Origin of the sequence: Nostoc sp. UHCC 0251 (genome assembly GCF_034932245.1) — a bacterium.
Lineage (GTDB): Bacteria > Cyanobacteriota > Cyanobacteriia > Cyanobacteriales > Nostocaceae > Nostoc.
In genome coordinates, this window is the sequence record NZ_JAYGHD010000277.1 from 1 (window position 1) to 1,198 (window position 1,198).

Annotated in this window: 1 protein-coding gene; it reads left to right on the forward strand. The window is 37.2% G+C overall.

Annotated elements, in window-relative coordinates:
• The first annotated feature begins 220 nt into the window (after positions 1–220).
• On the forward strand, positions 221–1,066 hold the full coding sequence (locus tag VB740_RS18180) for a CHAT domain-containing protein (protein ID WP_323201355.1): 846 nt from the start codon (positions 221–223) through the stop codon (positions 1,064–1,066).
• Positions 1,067–1,198: the final 132 nt, after the last annotated feature.

The window sequence follows — 1,198 nt, forward strand, 5'->3', positions numbered from 1 at the left end:
ACAAAGGCAATAGTGACTATGTTGCAATTTAAATGCCGATTAGCTTACTAGCCCAACAATTATTCATATAATCGATTTAGTTGATAGTGTAGAAGTAATCTCTCAATCTCCTAAACAGCCTCTTCATCACCACTCTATTGAATCTCAGCTAATTAGAGGACATATTAATAATCTTGTAGATACTTTACAAGACAAGAATCTTGCTTATGTTGGTGCAGATGTGATTCTGGAGCATTCACAAGCACTTTATAATCTATTGATTGCACCTATCAAATATTTACCGACATCAGGAACACTAGTATTTACTTTAGATGCATCTTTGCAAAGTTTACCGATGGGCTTGTTTCATGATGGAAAAAATTATCTGATCGAGCGCTACGGCATTACAGGTACTCTGGGTTCTCGAATGCAACCACCTAAACTTTTAAAAGAGAAGCAGTTAAAAGCTTTCATTGCTGGACTCAGCAAGATCAGCCCTAGTTTTTACGCTCCCAATGCTCCTAAAGGACTCAAAGTATTGCCAGGGGTGGAAGTAGAAATAGCAAATATAAAAAAAGGAATTACTTCTTCAAAAGTATTTTTAAACGAAGATTTTGTTAGCCCAATGCTAGATAAAGAATTGAGTACAGATGATTTTTCAATAATTCACCTAACTACTCACGCTCAATTTAGTTCTGTTCCTGAGCGAACAATGATTTTTGCTTGGGATAAACCAATTACTGTTTCCGAATTTAATGATTTACTCAAAGAAAAAACTCAGTCTACCCAAGAAGGAATTGAGTTATTAGTTTTGAGTGCTTGCCAAACTGCCAAAGGTAATAAGAGATCAGCTCTAGGAATGGCTGGAGTAGCAGTACAAGCCGGAGCCAGAAGTACGATAGCCACTCTCTGGCAAGTAGATGCTGATTCCAGCGCTTTACTGATGAAAGAATTTTATCAACGATTGAAAGATGGTTTGACTAAAGTCGAGGCACTACGTCTTGCACAATTGCAACTGATATCAAACCCTCAATATCAACACCCTTCCCACTGGGCGGCATTCTTACTTATTGGCGGCTGGCTATAATTTCATGATCAAGTTAACGATCTTTCAACCATTTCACCAATTTCAACCCTGACTGTACCTTTTCTAATTCAAATGTATTAAGCTAATCGGCATTTAAGCTGCATAATATAAATGCAGAGTCGGTTGAAAATA